Below are 16,395 nucleotides of genomic sequence, written 5' to 3' on the forward strand. Positions count from 1 at the left end.
AATTAGAGTTGTCTCAAAACTTAGTCAATGCAACTCTTCTCAAGGTTTTTTGCCTCTCGCAAATTGTACAGAAAAAAGGTGGCAAGTTCAACACGATTCGTCAGGAAAATCATACCTGAGGCAAAAACAGTACCATTTGATTAGAATTCTGAATGAATTGGGGATTTTATGAAGGTGGAAACGATAAAATTATGAGGTCAATACGGGTTGAATAGGATTCACACGGCAAAGGACCGACCGGAACTACAAAAATTGAAGGGCGAACTACAAAAATTTGAAAAAAACGACAAAAACAAGAATTTAACTACACAAATGAAATATTAACTACAAAAACAGAGTCATAAACTACAAAAAGGAGGGTCGCCATCATGCTGGCGCCCTCTTTATTTTTATTCGTATAACGCGTATTTAGAAGAAAGTCGCTCGACCCGCTCTTTAGCTGCCGTTTTTGTTTCTTCATCTTCTGGGTTGCGAAGGACAAGGGCGATGATGGAGGCGATCTCCTTCATATCTTCTGCTCCGAAGCCTCTTGATGTAACTGCCGCTGTTCCGATACGGAGACCACTCGTAACGAACGGACTTTCCGAATCAAACGGAATCGTGTTTTTATTGGCAGTGATTCCGATGTCATCAAGGGCACGTTCAGCCACCTTCCCTGTCACGTCCATATTGCGGACATCGACAAGCAACAAGTGATTATCCGTTCCACCTGAAACAAGCGATAGGCCTTCTTCTTTCAAAGCTTCTCCAAGTACACGAGCATTATCGATCACATTTTGAGAATATGTTTTGAAATCGTCTTTAAGTGCTTCCCCTAAAGCAACCGCTTTTGCAGCGATCACGTGCATGAGTGGACCGCCCTGGATTCCTGGGAAGATCGATTTATCGATTTTCTTCGCAAATTCTTCATTACATAAAATCATCCCGCCGCGTGGTCCACGTAAGGTCTTGTGTGTGGTAGTCGTCACGAAGTGTGAATACGGTACAGGATTCGGGTGATGACCAGTCGCTACAAGACCAGCAATATGAGCCATGTCCACCATTAAGTATGCACCGACTTCATCGGCGATTTCTCTGAACTTTTTAAAATCGATTTCACGCGGATAAGCACTAGCACCAGCAACGATCAGCTTCGGCTTATGCTTCTTCGCTAATTCCAGCACCTCGTCGTACTGGATTGTATGTGTTTCTTCATCTACACCGTACTCGACGAAATTGTATTGGATACCGCTGAAGTTGACCGGACTCCCGTGTGTCAGATGTCCTCCGTGAGATAGGTTCATCCCAAGTACTGTGTCGCCTTGCTCCAAGATGGTGAAATAAACCGCCATGTTCGCTTGCGCTCCTGAATGCGGTTGGACATTGACATGTTCCGCACCAAAAAGCTCTTTCGCACGGTCTCTTGCAAGGTTTTCCACCACATCGACATGCTCACAGCCACCATAGTACCTGCGGCCCGGGTAACCCTCTGCGTATTTGTTAGTAAGAACAGATCCTTGAGCTTCCATTACAGCTTTGCTGACAAAGTTTTCAGATGCAATCAATTCGATTTTATTGCGTTGACGACCCAATTCATCCTGGATCGCATTGAATACAACCGCATCTTGACTCTTAAGTTGATCCATGGTTTCACTCCTTTACTGACCTCTACACTATTTTTAAAAACAATGATTACATTTTATCATTATTGCTAACGTCTCGTAACGTTAAACGGGCTATTTCTCTGAAATTTCATAGGATTGTAATTGAAAGGGTTTTCATTTTGAATGTGGTTTTTTAGTTGTAGTGATAATTTGATAATTTCAATTTTGTAGCGTTTTGCCCCCGAGTTGTAGAGATAATTCTGCCAAAGCGAAGAATTTGCAACAATTCCGGCAACTCAGTAGCTTTTGATCTAAAGAAAACTTAGCAAAGCAAAGCCTTTGCTTTAGTTACGCTTATACTGAAGAAAGTATTTTATACTTTCTTTAAGTGAGAAAAAGTCGAATTAAACTCATTTATAAATGAGTTTTTCGATTAAAAGAAAAGATTTTTTTCGAAAACTCAAAAAAGGCTGACAGTAGCAAGCCGCCACGGTCAACCTTCATATTCCATCATCTCTATTTATACGATATTTCTTCTTTGGCCGGATAGACTGCCCGTTCTCCGCCGATCAGTTTTGGACGCGTTCGCGCTAGCGTCACGTGGGCATGGCCGATTGATTTTACGGAAGATCGAACTGGAACTGCGACATGCTTCAAGTGCATCCCGATGAACGTGTCACCGATATCGATCCCAGCATCGGCTTTAATATGCTCAACGATAACGGGATCTTTCAAGTGATGGAAGGCGTAGGTCGGCAATGCACCACCAGCTGACCGGACCGGAACAACCGTCACAGGTTCATATCCTCGTTCTAACGCTGCTTGACGTTCCATCACCAATGCCCGGTTCAGATGTTCACAGCATTGGAACGCGATATTGACATTGGTCCTTTTTTGAAACTCGATGACTCCTTCAAAAAGCTGATGTGCAACATCCATCGTCCCGGACGTTCCAATTGCTTCTCCCACCACTTCACTCGTACTTGCTCCTACGACCAATAGTTGATTTGAAGAAAGCGGGATCGCTTTGTCCAGTTCCTCAAGGGCTTCGACAACTTGGGGTTGAACCTCATACAGTGATTCGTCCATTCCAATCTTCCTTTCTTTTCCCCGATTATGGTTAAAAGCGTTGCAAGCCTTAAGCCTTCGTTTCAACTTCCATCATTTTATTGACGCGGCGTTTGTGGCGTCCCCCTTCAAATTCCGTTTGGAGCCAGACTTTCGCAATTTCCTTCGCTAATCCTGGCCCAATGATCCGTTCGCCCATCGCAAGTACATTCGAATCGTTGTGAAGTCTTGTAACTTTTGCACTGAACAAGTCATGTACAAGCGCGCAACGCACACCATCCACTTTGTTCGCTGTGATTGACATACCGATCCCTGTTCCGCAGATCAAGATACCTCTGTCGACTTCACCATTTGCTACCTTTTCAGCTACCGGGACTGCGTAATCCGGGTAATCGACTGAATCCTCACAATTGCAGCCTACATCCTCGTATTGGATGTTCAATTCATCCATGACATCTTTTATATCTTCTTTGATTTTGTAACCTGCATGGTCACTTCCGATTGCAACTTTCATTGTATTAAAATCCTCCATTGTAATGATGTTTGTGTTCATTGTAAGGGGATGTGTGTTCTGTTTCAACAGGACTGTTTTCCCCTATCTTGTTTATCTCAGGTTTTGAATGCTTTTTCAACTATATTTTTCAGTCAATTTCTGTACAAGTTCGTCCAATTCTTTAAACGTTTGACAATATAATTCCTTTGGACCGCCGAACGGATCGGAAACATCCATTACTGGCATGGATTGTTCAAGTCTTTCAGCTTCAGCGATCAGATCCTGCATTTTAGTGAAGAGCGCCTGTTTTTCAGCGTGATTACCATCGTCTGTTTCATAGATTCGAGCTCTCAACTGTTCGATTTTGTCGTATACCTCATCCAATTTGTCGAGCGTTTCTTCATGATCGGAGACGTGTTCTTTAATCGTATGCACGTTCTTCAATTTAGAGGGGAATTGTGAGATGATCGCTTGTTTATGCTGTGTGGTCATCGTTAAAATCAAGTCCGCCCATTCTACCAGATCTTCTGTCAGAGGTTGAGATTTATGATTGCACGAGATGCCTTCATCTTTTAAAACCTCTATGGATTGTGCACTTGCGGGACTTCCGTAAGCTGCATAGATCCCTGCGGACTGGACTTCGATCTTCCCATTGGAATAATGCCGCAACAACGCTTCTGCCATCGGACTGCGGCAGGTGTTTCCAGTACATACAAATAATATATTCATTCAAATGCCTCCTATTGCTAGCTTGGCAGTTCTTCACTACGTTTATAACTTTTATTTTATAGAATGCTTGGAGCAGGTTCAATGCTTTCAGTTCCGTACAACCAAAAACAAGTTCCATTAAAAAAGAACCCGCATTGCATTTTTATTTATTTGACTTTGAGCCATCTATTTAAAAGATCAGCTTCAACCCGAAGGATAGGAGAATGCATCCACCTAAAGCCTCACTGTATGACCCGAACCATTTTTGCGTTTTTCGACCGATCAGCAAACCGAGCCAGGTCAAGCCCATGCTGATGATTCCGAACAAAAGGATCGTCAAGATCACTTTCGCCCCAAAAATACCAAGGCTGAGACCGACTGAAAAACTATCTAAACTCACACTTAACGAAAAAAGCCATATACCGAATCCTTTAGGAGTGATGAACGGTTCATCCGACGTACGTAAAGAGGAAATGATCATCTGAATGCCAAGGAGAATCAAGAGACCCCCGCCGATCCATGTGGCAAGATTGCCAAAATGCAGGGTAAGTTGTTTTCCTATTGTCATCCCTAATAAAGGCATAATCATATGAAATAGTCCGATTAATAGGCCGATCTTGCAAATCTGGCGTATTCGGAGTGTGAGCATTCCCATCCCTAGTCCCATCGAAAACGCATCCATACCTAAGGCTATCGCCATGATGACAAGTGTGATCAATTCATCCAAGAGTTCAGTAGTCACAGTCGCCCTCCCCCTTTGTCCATACTTCACCTTATGCATGTCTACTTCGGATTAGACATTTCTTCCATGGATAGGGGAAAATCGAGTTTTGACGAAGGAGAATTGGAATTAATAGTGAATTATACGGAGGAGGGATAATTTCGGTTTTAATGTTCCGATTTGTTGATGGATGGGGATTGTTGTTTTGTAGTCACTCTCCCAGATTAAATAAAAAGGCGGAGGATCAGCATGAACTCTTTTTATCCAAATATCTCTAATGATCATATTGGTAAAAGTGATTCTATCTTAACAAGAGCTGAGGAATTGGAGTTTAAGGATCAGGTACAGGACAGCATGATGTTCATCGTCGAAAAATCACAATCAAGCTACAAGTTTGTCAATTGCCAGGGAAATTTGTTGAGGAAGTTCGGATTCGAGGTTTCTGATATAAAAGGAAAGGAACTTGATGAATGCTTCCCAACTGATCATACACTCAAAAGAATCATTTCATATGACCGCGCCTGGGAAGGCAATGCTGTTACATACGAAGATCGATTGAATGGGATACCATACATAGGAGCAATTTCTCCAATCTACGACAGTAAAGGGAAGGTGAAACAACTACAGGGTTTCTGTTTTGATATAAGTAAGAAAAAGCAGATTGAACGTCAATTGAGGGAACGTGAATACTACTTCCGTACGCTTTTCAAGTATCATCCAGACGGAATTTTCACCCTTAATAAGGATGGGAAGTTTCTTTTTGTCAATCCAGCGGTCCTCTCCATTTGCGGATATGAAGAGAATGAGATGCTCAATACTCATTTCATGCCACTTATCGCTCCAGAAGAAAGAGATAATGCTACGGAGTATTTTCGAAAGGCAAGCAGCGGTGAAGTGCTGGATTTTGAGACTGTCGTCTTTCACAAAAATGGACACCGTGTAAACGTTCAAGTGACCAACATCCCGATTGTCATGGATGATAAAGTCCATAGCATCTATGGAATTGTACAGGATATCACCCGACAAAAGAAACGCGAAAAAGAAATCCATCTATTGAAGGACCGGCTGTCATCAATGATCTACCATTCGGCCGATTCGATTGCGATTTTTGATATGGATGATTGCCTCGTCAATGCGAATCCGACCTTCGAAAGATTTTATGGCTGGAAGGCGGAAGAGTTAATTGGAAAAAAGGTCCCTTATATTTCTGATGATTACAAAAATGAGTATGCCAAAATGCTGGATGAAGTGAAAAAAGGTAAAAACTATTCTGGGGTAGAAACGACACGGGTCACCAAGGATGGGACGAATTTCTACGCTAGTGTGACGCTTTCTCCTTTAGAGGATGAAGAAGGAAATATCATCGGGTATTCCGCAATCTCAAGAGATATCAACAAGCAGAGAATTGCCCAAGACGCTTTGCGGAAACAAAATGAACACTACCGGATTATAACGGAACATACGATGGATCTCATCAATGTTTTTCATCCGAATGGACAAATTCTGTACTCCTCTCCCTCTCATGCTATGATTCTTGGCTATGAAGCCAGACGGTTCAAAAATATGGAGTGGACGAATGTCATCCATCCGGACGATTTGTCTTCTGTTATACAAGCGATCGTCAGCATGAAGGAGACAAAGGATTCTTCAAAAATCGAATTCCGCGTAAAAAATGCAGACGGGAACTGGGTCGTATTGGAGTGTTATGGGACAGTGGTCCTCAATTGTGAGAATGAAGTCGAATCATTCGTAACGATTTCACGTGATATAACGGAACGGAAAAAAACAGAGGACTTTCTTAGGAAGTCGGAAAAACTGGCTGTCCTTGGAGAACTTGCAGCAGGTATCGCCCACGAAATCAGGAATCCACTCACTTCTTTAAAAGGGTTCACCCATCTGCTGAAGGCGAATTCTGGTGATGAAAATCTCGAATACTATGACATTATGCTATCTGAGCTTGACCGTATCAACACGATTGTCGGGGAGTTCATGATGCTTGCGAAACCACAACCTCGTAATGTTAAACCGAATGATCTCTCAATAATATTAAAAGAATCGACTTCATTGTTGGAAGCTCAAGCGAACCTTTACAACATCCAATTCCTGCTGGATCTGGATTCGATTTTGAATGTGAAATGTGAAGCCGATCAGATGAAACAGGTCTTTATCAATCTTATGAAAAACGGGATTGAGTCGATGGAATCAAGCGGTGGCCTACTGGTAATCAAAGCAATCTGTAATGAGGATACCGTCACGATCTCATTCATAGATGAAGGCTGCGGAATTCCAGAGGAAAAACTGGCGAGCATCGGCGAACCTTTTTACACGACTAAGGAAAAAGGAACCGGACTCGGTATGATGATTTGCAACAAGATCATTGAAAACCATAACGGTTCGATCGCGATCCAAAGCGAGTTGGATAAAGGGACAAAAGTGAGTGTCACCTTGCCACGGGGTTGAGCATGAAAGGCTTTGTTTTTCTGAGGGGATAGAGCGGGGGCGAATTTTGTAGAGAGCTGCCGATAAATTTGAGTTTTTGGCCGTAAGCAGCCGCCGTAAAAACCAAGCATTCGGCCGTAAAAACGGGATTGACCTTCTTTTGGTCAGTCCCGTTCGTTGTTTTCTGCAATCACCCGATTACCGGCTGCTTTTAAAAGACGATTCATAAGGGCTTCTCCCATGCCGTCAATCGGATACGTTTCTCCTAAAATCACGTCGACTTCCGTTTCGTCGAACGCCCGGAGCTGGTGATACAACTTTTGCGCGACCCCTTCTACCTGCAAGGAGGATCCTAAGCTTTTCACTTCATCGGCTTGAAGCTGACTCGCCAATTCCTCACTGACAAGCACACCAACCGTCTTTCCTTCCCCTTGAAATTCGTCAATTCGAGACTGGAAAAAGGCTGCGTTTCCTTCTATTAAGTACAACGGGGCATCTGGTGCATAATGGGTATATTTCATCCCAGGGGATTTCGGGGCCTGTTCCGATTCCAAAAGCGCCCGGTCCCATTTCACCTCGCTGACAACTGTTTCGAGCTGTGCTTTCGTGATGCCGCCTGGTCGTAGGATCGTCACTGTCTCTCCTGTCACTTCCACGACAGTCGACTCCAAACCAACACCGGTCGCACCTCCATCAATGATCCCTTTGATCCGCCCATTTAAATCCTGATAAACATGCTCCCCTATCGTCGGACTTGGTTTGCCTGATCGGTTCGCGCTAGGTGCCGCAAGAGGCAATCCACTCGCTTCAATCAAGGCTAGTGCAACGGGATGATCTGGCATCCGTACGCCAACACTTGCTAAACCGGCAGTCGTTCGTTCAGCGATTCTTTCAGTTTTCGGTAAAATGATCGTGAGAGGACCTGGCCAAAACCGTTCCATCAGTCGCTCTGCCGTTTCATTCCATGAAAAAGCAGCCTGCGCCAACTGGTCTTTATTCGCGATGTGGACGATCAATGGATTGTCGCTCGGACGACCCTTGGCTTCGAAGATTTTTTCAATGGCTTTGTTAGAACAAGCATCCGCTCCAAGTCCGTAAACAGTTTCAGTTGGAAAGGCGATAACCTCTCCTTCTCTTATCCACATTGCCGCTTCCTTTATTGCTGGATGTTCTTTTATGTTATCCACATTTTCCACATTCCATTTTGTAGTTATCAACTGTTCCATGTGGGTAAGTACTCCTTTAAACTGTAGATTATACTTGGGTTTCCACAATCTACCCACAAGCAATCCGGATCTGTGGACAATGCTGTGGATAACTATTGTGTGTCTGTAAGACTGTGTTTCATTATTGCGATCTGGTCTTTATCGTACTGTTGCAAATGGGCACTTTCCAGGAGGCTTTTTGGCACCTTGTCATACGGAACCTCCATGAATCCTAACGTATAGAATATCGAGGTCACTTTTGTCAGCAAATAGACGGTTTTTATACCTTGTTGATCGGCGAGCCGGATGATGGCTGTCAAGAGACGAAGCAGCAGTTCTTCTGAAGAATACTCCTTGTCCAAAACAAGCGAACGGATCAAACCGCTTTCCCCGAATCGTTCTAACCCCACCGTACCTGCCATTTTCTTTTTGTCTGTTTCAAGGATGATGAACGTTTGGATACATTCTTCGATTCCCTCATTCGATAGGCCGGCCTGTGCCACAAACTTCTTTATAGATGGGGCATCATTCGTTTCAGCTGGACGAAACGATAACATCTCACCCTCTCCCTTCTAGCAATTCTACTCTATTCTATGAGCGGAGAGAAGAGAATATCCCATCTTTTATAAGACTTGTTATCTTTTTAAAGAAAACCTGACACAGCGAACCTCTTGTTGAGCTTTTTCAATATAAACCTTTAATCGGACGTTTTAAAACACCTTACATAAAAGGAAAGAGGGAATCTATCATTCTATGTGAATAGATTCCCGACTGCTCCAAATAGATTTTCAACGAGTTCAAAAACGAAGAATTTCACTTCAGGTTCTTCTTCAGTATTGGTCTGGAATGTCTCTGTAGTCTCTTGCGGCGCATTTTCATCACTTTGGACAGCATCCCCGTTGTCGAAGTCGAGGAAACATAACGGCGGGAACAATACACACCACCAGTTTGCACCTGTCGCCTCACCGATTGAAATCAAGACCGCTTCATAATCCCCAGCTGGATAGACGAAATCTCCATAAAGCTTGGTCGGGAATGGCACAGTTCCGAATTTTACAGAAAACGTTTCATCGATCCCTTGATTAGAAAGTGACTGTTGAACGATTTGCGTGATGGACGGCAACTCACTTTTGATGATCTTTCTTGCTTCATCGATCGATTCGATGCCGAATACCCAGTTCGTGATCTCCTCGTTCACCCTGTCACGTATGGTTCTCTTCAATTCTTGATCGGACTGCGAGTCACTGTTGGCGAGAATCCGTAAACGAATTGACTCGTCTGGAATCACTTGCTCAGGTACATTATTGAATGACGCATTCGCAACCTTAATTTGAGTTTCATAGAATACAACCAATAAAATTAAAGATAATAGTATGATAACAATTGATTTCCGTTTCATTTCTCACCCACACCCTTTCTGGTAGACAGTGTGGACGACAAACGGATGATTTATACTAGTAATCTATTTAATTTTTTTATTGATTAATTTGCAATGGTAACTGGCAAGCCCTCGCTTAGGGATCTCGTCCGGATCGCCTTTCCCGCAGGAGTGTCTGGAATTTTCTTTAAAAATTTCCTTTATTAGAAAGCAACAGGTTGCGACTATGGTATGAATTCCTAACGGACATGAGAGCTCTTATTTGGCTAAAATACACTTGATTTGTGTTGATTTTCCGTGAATAAGGGCCTTGGTGTCCGTTAAGCCTCTAATAATAGAGAATTGTTCACAAATAAGGTCCCTGGTGTCCGTTAAACTTCCTTCCCGCCTTTAACACTTAATCACCGCAATAGGAGCTAAAACTTCAAAAACCTTCTCAGTCAACAAAACCGATGACGATCCGCTCTTTTCCGTTGATATCTGTGAGGATTTCCGTCTCGACCTGATCTCCGAGCTTTTCATGTAATAATGAGGCGACTGTAGTCCCTTGATCATACCCGACCTCGAATGCGATCAGCCCCCGTTCTTCAAGGACATCAGGCAGTGTATCGATCATTTTTTCATAAAATTGATAACCATCTGCCCCGCCGACCAGTGCTCGGATCGGTTCATAATCTTTTACGATGGAGGAAAGCGTCTCAATATCTGCCTCTGGTATATACGGCGGGTTCGACACGATGACGTCAAAACGCTCATCAGACGCTATAAACGGTTGGAATAAGTCTCCTCGTATCCAACGGATATCCGCTCCAAGATTACGGACATTCTCACGTGCAACCTGTAATGATTCTTCTGCGATATCCACGCCCGTCACGTTGAGGTCCGGACGTTCAAGCTTCAAGGTGATCGCAATGATACCGCTCCCTGTACCGATATCTACCACATTGAGCTTGTCCCGCTCCGGAAAGTGCTTCTGAATACGTTCAAGAACCGCCAGTACAAGTTCTTCGGTTTCAGGTCTCGGAATCAACACCTCAGGGCTTACCATAAATGGCCTTCCGTAAAACTCTTCCGTTTTTGTGATGTATTGGACCGGAGTCCCTTCCGCATGCTTTTTTACATAATCGGAAAATTGCTGCTCTTCCACTTCAGTCAAAATACGTTCCAATGAAGAGAGCATTTCACTGCGACGCGCACCGAGAACATGACAGAGGAGCCATTCCGCCGCATTCGGTTCCCTGCTTTTTTCGTTTAAAAAAGAAGAAGCCCATTTGAGGGCCTCGATGACATTCATTCTACTCATTATGCTTCCGCCTGCTTCATCGCACTGGTCTGTTCTTCAAGAATCAAAGCTTCGATGAACTCATCGATTTTCCCTTGTAGAATCTGATCGAGCTTTTGAATCGTCAATCCGATACGGTGGTCCGTCACACGGTTTTGCGGAAAGTTGTATGTGCGGATCCGTTCAGATCGGTCCCCCGTTCCGACTGCAGACTTCCTATTCGCCGCATATTCATCCATCGCCTCTTGCTGGAATTTATCATAAATACGTGCGCGCAGTACTTTCATCGCTTTTTCTTTGTTTTTGATCTGAGATTTCTCGTCCTGACATGAAACGACGATTCCAGTTGGTACGTGTGTCAAACGAACGGCTGACATCGTCGTGTTGACGCTTTGGCCGCCTGGTCCGCTTGATGTGAACGTATCGACACGGATGTCTTTTTCATGGATATCGACTTCAACTTCCTCTGCTTCAGGTAAAACGGCTACTGTCGCTGTAGAAGTATGGATCCGTCCGCCAGACTCTGTGGATGGGACACGTTGGACACGGTGTGCACCATTCTCGTATTTCAGCTTGGAGTAAGCGCCTGCCCCGTTCACCATGAAGATGACTTCTTTATAACCACCAAGTTCAGTGTAGCTCGCTTCAATGATTTCAGTCTTCCAGCCTTGCACCTCAGCATATCGGCTGTACATCCGGTAAAGGTCGGCAGCGAATAAAGCCGCTTCATCGCCACCAGCCGCTCCACGAACTTCAATGATAACGTTCTTGTCATCGTTCGGGTCTTTTGGCAATAAGAGAACCTTCAACTCCTGTTCAAGTTCTTCATGACGTTCTTTCAGCTCAGAAAGCTCCATTTTTACCATTTCACGCATTTCGGCATCGAGCTTTTCTTCAAGCATCTGTTCGGCACCTTCAAGCTCTTCAGACACTTCTTTATATTCACGATAAGCTGTCACTGTATCTTCAAGATCGGATTGTTCTTTCGAGAATTCGCGGAGTTTTTTCGAATCACTGATGACTTCCGGGTCACTCAATAACTCATTCAATTTTTCGTATCGTTCTTCGATTGATCCTAATCGTTCTAACATACTGCTCACCATCCCAATCATCGTATTACGTTCCCGATTTTCATCGGTTGGTAAAATCCGAACGGTCGAACCCGTATGAACGAAGTCAACGTCTTTTTTTACCTCTGGCTTTATGCAAAGGGGCAATCCCGGTTGCAAAAAGTTGCTTAACATTAACATTATAGTATACGACTCATAGGAGGTCAAAGAACAGTTTAAATGGAATCAATTAGATTAAAACATTTATGTAGAGGGAATGAATGTGTTTATCGGATTTATATTTTTGCGTTGTATTTAAGCCGTTCGTAATCGGTTCGGCATTGGTTCATCCGGATTGCTGCGGTAAGTGATTCAATGACAACCTTTTCATCTGTGATGATACTGAAAACGTGGGATGAGGTGGCAAAATGTCCGAAAAAATGTGTGCATCCTTCAAAGCGCTTGTTTTCACTTGTCCATCTGCTTGGCTGATAAGATACGATGAAGTTCCCCATACTTTCATAAATCGGATCAAGCGGTTCCGAGCCCAAGCGCTTTAGTAATGCCTGTATGTTCTCCGGTTCACCACCGCCCCATTTCGGTCCATTAGAATCTATGTATAACATGTACAAAAACCCCTTTCATCCTGTAAGATTCGACAGCTTATGCGCTTTCATGAGTGTTATAGTGAAAGAAGATTGTAATAGACATACTAGGAGTAGGAATTTTTTCAAAAAAGGAGTCGGTTAGAAATGAAATACGTCATTATCGGAGGAGATGCTGCCGGCATGAGTGCCGCGATGCAGATTGTCCGCAACGCTTCGAATCCAGAAGTGATCACACTTGAAAAAGGAGATATCTATTCGTACGGACAGTGCGGGCTTCCCTATGTGATCAGCGGCCAGATCCCCGAAGCTGAAGATTTGATTGCGCGAGATGTGGAGACATTCCGCAAAAAATATGGAATAGACGCGAAAATCCATCATGAAGTGACAAACGTTGATACAGATGAAAAAACAGTGAGCGGCCGCCATACAGAATCGGGTGAGACTTTTACATATGCGTATGACCGTTTGCTTGTCGCGACTGGCGTACGTCCGATTATTCCTGATTGGTATGGGAAGGACCTGGACGGTGTGCATACACTCAAAACGATTCCGGATGCTAAAAAAATCATGGCAGATCTTGATCATGATGTAAAACAGGTGACCATCATCGGAGGAGGTTACATCGGTCTTGAAATGGCTGAGAGCTTTGTCCATCTTGGAAAAAAGGTCCGGATGATTGAGCGGAATGAACAATTGGCGAAAATTTTCGATGAGGACATGGCAAAGCATATTCATGAAGAAGCTGAAAAGCATAACATTGAACTTTGTTTCAGTGAACAGGTAGAAGGTTTTAAAGGCGAAGGACATGTGACGTCTGTTGTTACGGATAAAAATGAATATGCATCGGATTTAGTACTGGTTGCGGTTGGTGTAAAACCGAATACGGATTTCCTAGAGGATACACCGGTTCATTTGAATGAAAAAGGCGCGGTCATTGTGGATGCTTATATGAAAACGAACGTAGAGGATGTTTATTCTGCAGGCGATTGCGCGACCCATTACCATCGGATCAAACGGTTGAACGATCATATTCCACTCGGTACCACTGCCAATAAACAAGGCCGGACTGCTGGTTTGAACATGATTGATAAACCGAAGGCATTCGAAGGGATCCTCGGCACGTCCGTTATCAAGTTCCTGGATCTGACTTTAGGCAGGACAGGAGTTTCTGTGCGCGAAGCAAAAGCTTTGAACATGCCTTTTGATACGGTCGTAACAGAAGCGAAAGATATCGCGGGTTATTATCCAGGAGCTGAAAAACTCCACGTAAAATTGTTATACAATACAGAGAATCAAAGGATCATCGGCGGCCAGTTCATCGGAAAGCATGGTGTCGATAAACGAGTTGACGTCCTGGCGATGGCACTGTTCCATAAAATGTCCCTGCATGATCTTGAGGATCTGGACCTAAGCTATGCACCGCCATACAACGGGGTTTGGGATCCGATCCAACAAGCAGCAAGAAGAGCGAAGTAATGGGTTAAGTGATTTAGAGCGGAAGAGGACTGGCTTACGCCAGTTCTCTTTTTATTTTAGGCTGGTTGGTTTTTTTCAGCTGAAAGCTTGGAAGTGAAACGGTTGGTTCCATAGTGGTGACTTTGGCAGAGGACCTGTTTTGGGTTGGACTGCTTAAAAGCCCTTATGCCAAAAACTTTAGCGGACACGAGAGACCTTATTTTCGAAAAATCATTACGAATCCAGTGCACTTTAGCCAAATAAGAACGCTGGTGTCCGTCAAATTTTCGAAACTGCTCTTTTTGTCACAAATAAGAGCTCTGATGTCCTCTGATATCCGTTATTAGCTTCATCTTCATCCCTTTTGTAATTAAAATACCACGCACAGCCGTAGAAGGGTTCCCAACCCCAATAAATGAAGGGCCGACCACAAAATGGCCGACCTTTATAAAAAGATGGGTGTGCTCAAACCATCTTCGCCTTACTATTTCGAGTCCAAACGAAGGTGAAGGTGATAGCGTGGGACTGATATCTGAATGGCATCTTCGAGTTTATCTTTCAACGCTTTACGCTCTTTTTTTGATAAATCCCGAGGAACATTGACATGAACCCAGGCATCGTTTCCGTTGATCGAAACGAACTGAGCGTTTCGTCCAGAAGCATCCTTAACCGCTTGACGGATTTTATCCTGATCATCACTGATCGTAAAACGCTTGGAAGTCAGGTTACGATAGCTGTTCGGATTCTGGTTTGACTCGAAATTATAGCTTCGATTCGGTTTCCTATTGGTCGCGTGATAATTGATGATCCCGTGACCTACGAGAGGATTTTTATTTTCTTTCGTTTCATACGCAGACGGCTCTTTGTTTGCAATTTCCTCAGAGGTTGGAGGCTGCATAGGTGAACAAGCCCCTAAAAGGACCGTCGCACTAAGAAAGATCGCTTTTTTCAAAATAAACACCCCCGTAACCTTAGCATAACCAAATCCGACACGAATAAAGAGGGAATCGGTGGGAATCCGCGCCAATATTCGGTGCCTGGCACCATTTTGAATCCCTTCTCCCCCAAGGATTTTGAAAGTGTACCTGGCACCGATCAGAAATACAGTCCTAACAAGTCTTCTGATTGGGTGCCAGGCACAGAAATAAGCATTAGGCGTGGGCTGAGCCAGTAATTCCTCGAAAAAGCAATTGCTTTTCCTTCGTGCGGTGTATTGCTTCCGAAACCGCCAGCTTGTGCACTTATACTGAAGAAAGTATTCTATACTTTCTTTAAGTGATAAAAAACCTGAGTGGATTTATTTTTCCACTCAGGTTATCTTTTTATGTTTATGCTTTTGTGGGTTGTGGTTGGTACTGTTGTGATTTCATCCTGGGATGTTCTGGTACTTCATGGCAATGCCTGCATCTAGGCTCGTACGATTCTGAAGCACCGACTAGTATGATCGGATCGTTATAGGATGCTGGTTTTCCGTCAATCAGTCGCTGTGTCCGGCTTGCCGGACTTCCGCACACCAGGCAAACTGCATGGAGTTTCGTTACACTTTCAGCCAATGCCATGATTTCAGGAACCTGTCCGAACGGTTCTGCTCTGAAATCCTGATCAAGACCAGCGACGATCACTCGCTTTCCATTGTTGGCAAGGAGCTGGATGACTTCGACGATTTTCTCATCAAAGAACTGTACTTCATCGATTGCTACGACTTCTGTATCATACGAAACAAGATTCGAAATATCCTCTGATCTCTTGACTGGTACAGCTAACACAGATGTTCCGTTATGGGAAACGACTTCATCTTTACTGTAACGATCATCCAGTAAAGGCTTAAAAACCTGAACTTTTTGTTTACCGAACGTGGCACGTCGAACGCGTCGAATCAATTCCTCTGATTTTCCTGAAAACATACTGCCGCAGATCAGTTCGACCCAACCATCCTTCTTCATTACATACATGCCCGTCTCTCCCTTTTAATCCTTATTAAAAAACCGATATATGACTTCTCTTATGTATTCTTTTCTAATGATAACAAATCATAAGCATGATGGACGAATTAATTTTTCGTCCTCAATAAAAAAGGTTCAACGTCAAATGTTGGGGTAGGAGTTCTTGCTCCTATCCCTTAACCTACTTGAAAATCCAATTCTTTATTTTGATGATGTAATAAGATCCGTAAGCGTAACCTATCATAACGGTGGAAACCAAATGCATTACGCTTGATCACTTTCGTTAAATTGTTTAGTCCTTCCACAAAGCCATTGTTGTAAGGAAATGCAAAACTGTTTAAAATCTCGACTTGCCAATTTTGAAAGGTCGGTATTGTGTTAATAAACTCATCCAGTCCTGAGGCATTGACTTGGTCGTAAAATTGGTATAAACCTTCTTTGATCTGTTTCATGCTTCTCTTCG

Annotated in this window: 16 protein-coding genes; 2 read left to right on the plus strand and 14 right to left on the minus strand. The window is 43.6% G+C overall.

Annotated features, from left to right (window positions below; translation table 11 throughout):
* Positions 1 to 389 precede the first annotated feature (389 nt).
* The 5 genes from glyA to ACTWQL_RS05655 form a co-directional block, all read right to left on the minus strand.
* Positions 390 to 1,625, minus strand: coding sequence for a serine hydroxymethyltransferase (glyA, locus tag ACTWQL_RS05635; RefSeq protein WP_443141413.1), 1,236 nt, complete (start codon positions 1,623 to 1,625; stop codon positions 390 to 392).
* A 474-nt stretch (positions 1,626 to 2,099) separates the two neighbouring features.
* Positions 2,100 to 2,672, minus strand: coding sequence for a TIGR01440 family protein (locus ACTWQL_RS05640; RefSeq protein ID WP_443141414.1), 573 nt, complete (start codon positions 2,670 to 2,672; stop codon positions 2,100 to 2,102).
* A 49-nt stretch (positions 2,673 to 2,721) separates the two neighbouring features.
* Positions 2,722 to 3,165 (minus strand): ribose 5-phosphate isomerase B, encoded by a 444-nt coding sequence (gene rpiB, locus ACTWQL_RS05645; protein ID WP_443141487.1) that lies wholly within the window; start codon positions 3,163 to 3,165, stop codon positions 2,722 to 2,724.
* A 114-nt stretch (positions 3,166 to 3,279) separates the two neighbouring features.
* Entirely contained in the window at positions 3,280 to 3,873 is a 594-nt protein-coding gene (locus ACTWQL_RS05650) for an arsenate reductase/protein-tyrosine-phosphatase family protein (protein WP_443141415.1), read from the minus strand.
* A gap of 169 nt (positions 3,874 to 4,042) precedes the next feature.
* Complete coding sequence (locus tag ACTWQL_RS05655) at positions 4,043 to 4,633, minus strand: manganese efflux pump MntP (protein ID WP_443141416.1); 591 nt, start codon at positions 4,631 to 4,633, stop codon at positions 4,043 to 4,045.
* Between the two features lie 189 nt (positions 4,634 to 4,822).
* Here ACTWQL_RS05655 and ACTWQL_RS05660 point away from each other — a divergent pair, with 189 nt between their 5' ends.
* On the plus strand, positions 4,823 to 7,033 hold the full coding sequence (locus ACTWQL_RS05660; RefSeq protein WP_443141417.1) for a PAS domain S-box protein: 2,211 nt from the start codon (positions 4,823 to 4,825) through the stop codon (positions 7,031 to 7,033).
* A gap of 143 nt (positions 7,034 to 7,176) precedes the next feature.
* On the opposite strand, the gene ACTWQL_RS05665 is transcribed toward ACTWQL_RS05660, so the two are convergent.
* The 6 genes from ACTWQL_RS05665 to ACTWQL_RS05690 all read right to left on the minus strand — a co-directional run bounded on the left by ACTWQL_RS05665 (position 7,177) and on the right by ACTWQL_RS05690 (position 12,552).
* Entirely contained in the window at positions 7,177 to 8,229 is a 1,053-nt protein-coding gene (locus ACTWQL_RS05665) for an L-threonylcarbamoyladenylate synthase (protein ID WP_443141488.1), read from the minus strand.
* Between the two features lie 101 nt (positions 8,230 to 8,330).
* Positions 8,331 to 8,774 carry a GNAT family N-acetyltransferase gene (locus tag ACTWQL_RS05670; RefSeq protein WP_443141418.1) on the minus strand — a complete coding sequence of 148 codons (444 nt, stop codon included), beginning with the start codon at positions 8,772 to 8,774 and terminating at the stop codon, positions 8,331 to 8,333.
* Between the two features lie 194 nt (positions 8,775 to 8,968).
* Positions 8,969 to 9,616: a stage II sporulation protein R gene (gene spoIIR / locus ACTWQL_RS05675; protein ID WP_443141419.1), complete on the minus strand. Its 648-nt coding sequence runs from the start codon at positions 9,614 to 9,616 to the stop codon at positions 8,969 to 8,971.
* A 415-nt stretch (positions 9,617 to 10,031) separates the two neighbouring features.
* Entirely contained in the window at positions 10,032 to 10,889 is an 858-nt protein-coding gene (prmC, locus tag ACTWQL_RS05680; RefSeq protein WP_443141489.1) for a peptide chain release factor N(5)-glutamine methyltransferase, read from the minus strand.
* Positions 10,890 to 10,897: 8 nt separating this feature from the next.
* Positions 10,898 to 11,968 (minus strand): peptide chain release factor 1, encoded by a 1,071-nt coding sequence (prfA, locus tag ACTWQL_RS05685; RefSeq protein WP_443141420.1) that lies wholly within the window; start codon positions 11,966 to 11,968, stop codon positions 10,898 to 10,900.
* A gap of 254 nt (positions 11,969 to 12,222) precedes the next feature.
* Entirely contained in the window at positions 12,223 to 12,552 is a 330-nt protein-coding gene (locus tag ACTWQL_RS05690; protein WP_443141421.1) for a hypothetical protein, read from the minus strand.
* Between the two features lie 126 nt (positions 12,553 to 12,678).
* Between ACTWQL_RS05690 and ACTWQL_RS05695 the strand changes: the two genes are divergently transcribed.
* On the plus strand, positions 12,679 to 14,010 hold the full coding sequence (locus ACTWQL_RS05695; protein WP_443141422.1) for a CoA-disulfide reductase: 1,332 nt from the start codon (positions 12,679 to 12,681) through the stop codon (positions 14,008 to 14,010).
* Positions 14,011 to 14,473: 463 nt separating this feature from the next.
* Here ACTWQL_RS05695 and ACTWQL_RS05700 read toward each other — a convergent pair whose 3' ends face one another.
* The 3 genes from ACTWQL_RS05700 to ACTWQL_RS05710 form a co-directional block, all read right to left on the minus strand.
* Positions 14,474 to 14,941: a hypothetical protein gene (locus ACTWQL_RS05700; protein ID WP_443141423.1), complete on the minus strand. Its 468-nt coding sequence runs from the start codon at positions 14,939 to 14,941 to the stop codon at positions 14,474 to 14,476.
* A 376-nt stretch (positions 14,942 to 15,317) separates the two neighbouring features.
* Positions 15,318 to 15,941 carry a thymidine kinase gene (locus tag ACTWQL_RS05705; protein WP_443141424.1) on the minus strand — a complete coding sequence of 208 codons (624 nt, stop codon included), beginning with the start codon at positions 15,939 to 15,941 and terminating at the stop codon, positions 15,318 to 15,320.
* A gap of 167 nt (positions 15,942 to 16,108) precedes the next feature.
* Positions 16,109 to 16,395: ISL3 family transposase (locus ACTWQL_RS05710; protein WP_443141425.1), on the minus strand; the 287-nt coding region annotated here is incomplete at its 5' end.

The organism is Pseudalkalibacillus sp. R45 (assembly GCF_052246725.1).
GTDB lineage: Bacteria > Bacillota > Bacilli > Bacillales > Fictibacillaceae > Pseudalkalibacillus.

Coding starts and splice junctions, on each gene's coding strand:
- ACTWQL_RS05695 (WP_443141422.1), top strand. CDS start 12,679: ATGAAATACGTCATTATCGGAGGAGATGCTGCCGGCATGAGTGCCGCG.
- prmC (WP_443141489.1), bottom strand. CDS start 10,889: ATGAATGTCATCGAGGCCCTCAAATGGGCTTCTTCTTTTTTAAACGAA.
- ACTWQL_RS05640 (WP_443141414.1), bottom strand. CDS start 2,672: ATGGACGAATCACTGTATGAGGTTCAACCCCAAGTTGTCGAAGCCCTT.
- ACTWQL_RS05670 (WP_443141418.1), bottom strand. CDS start 8,774: ATGTTATCGTTTCGTCCAGCTGAAACGAATGATGCCCCATCTATAAAG.
- ACTWQL_RS05690 (WP_443141421.1), bottom strand. CDS start 12,552: ATGTTATACATAGATTCTAATGGACCGAAATGGGGCGGTGGTGAACCG.
- ACTWQL_RS05655 (WP_443141416.1), bottom strand. CDS start 4,633: ATGCATAAGGTGAAGTATGGACAAAGGGGGAGGGCGACTGTGACTACT.
- ACTWQL_RS05650 (WP_443141415.1), bottom strand. CDS start 3,873: ATGAATATATTATTTGTATGTACTGGAAACACCTGCCGCAGTCCGATG.
- ACTWQL_RS05705 (WP_443141424.1), bottom strand. CDS start 15,941: ATGTATGTAATGAAGAAGGATGGTTGGGTCGAACTGATCTGCGGCAGT.
- rpiB (WP_443141487.1), bottom strand. CDS start 3,165: ATGAAAGTTGCAATCGGAAGTGACCATGCAGGTTACAAAATCAAAGAA.
- spoIIR (WP_443141419.1), bottom strand. CDS start 9,616: ATGAAACGGAAATCAATTGTTATCATACTATTATCTTTAATTTTATTG.
- glyA (WP_443141413.1), bottom strand. CDS start 1,625: ATGGATCAACTTAAGAGTCAAGATGCGGTTGTATTCAATGCGATCCAG.
- prfA (WP_443141420.1), bottom strand. CDS start 11,968: ATGTTAGAACGATTAGGATCAATCGAAGAACGATACGAAAAATTGAAT.
- ACTWQL_RS05660 (WP_443141417.1), top strand. CDS start 4,823: ATGAACTCTTTTTATCCAAATATCTCTAATGATCATATTGGTAAAAGT.